The organism is Streptomyces albidochromogenes, assembly GCF_005981925.1.
Lineage (GTDB): Bacteria > Actinomycetota > Actinomycetes > Streptomycetales > Streptomycetaceae > Streptomyces > Streptomyces albidochromogenes.
Window position 1 is genome coordinate 1 of sequence record NZ_VBVX01000688.1, and the last position, 814, is coordinate 814.

The window sequence follows — 814 nt, forward strand, 5'->3', positions numbered from 1 at the left end:
GAGATGTGTATAAGAGACAGGTGCTGGGGGTGCTCACGGGGGCGGTGGTGTCCTCGGGGACGTACGCGCTGCTTGCGACCGGGCTGTGCGGGGCCCTTTCGACGTACTCGACCTTCAGCTACGAGACCCTGCGGCTGGTCGAGCGCGGGCGGGGGTTCCTGGCGGTGGCCAACGCGGGCGGTTCGCTGTTCGTGGGGCTGGCGGCGGTCTTCCTGGGGTCGGCCCTCGCGCGGGCCCTGGCGGGCTAGCCGGTCCCCGCGCACCGGCCGGGGCCTGACGCGCCGTCGGGGGCCGTCCCGGGCCTTCGCCCCCGGCTGTCCGGCGCGCTCACCCGGTCATCCGTGCGTGTCCCTTGTGGGCCAAAGGGAGTTGGGCAGTGAAACCCGCCCGCCGTGTCCCGGAGGTGCCGCTCGTGCGCCAGTTGCTCCCGCCTGTCCGATTGGCCCCCGCCAGACTCGCCGCCGCCGTCCTCGCGGTCGCGGCGTCCGCGGGCTGCATGAGCGTGAGCGACGAGGGAGGCAAGCCGAGCCCGTCCCGTTCGGCGGCCGGGCAGGAGGCGGCGGCCGCGGAGCCCGACGGCGGGCAGGCGCGCACCGGGGCGGGGATCGACCGTACGAGCGGGCGGGTCCAGAAGGACCGGGACGGCCGCGCGAAGGCGAAGGACGGCAAGGCGGGGGACGACCCGTCGGCGAGCCCCGGCGTGTCGCCGGGCGCCTCGGCCTCGCCGTCCAAGAGCGGCGAGGCCCCGCCCCGGGGCAACGGGACCCGGCCGAAGCCGCGCCCCGGCGTACCGAGCCCGACGCAGGACACGCCG

General features: G+C 76.7%; 1 protein-coding gene and 1 pseudogene. Both read left to right on the forward strand.

Going from position 1 to position 814, the window contains the following annotated elements:
• Positions 1–248, forward strand: a 248-nt coding sequence (locus tag E2E34_RS37735) for a fluoride efflux transporter FluC (protein ID WP_208765422.1), incomplete at its 5' end; no start/stop codon positions are given.
• 191 nt (positions 249–439) lie between these two features.
• Positions 440–814, forward strand: a pseudogene (locus E2E34_RS34775) (hypothetical protein); the annotation flags it as partial.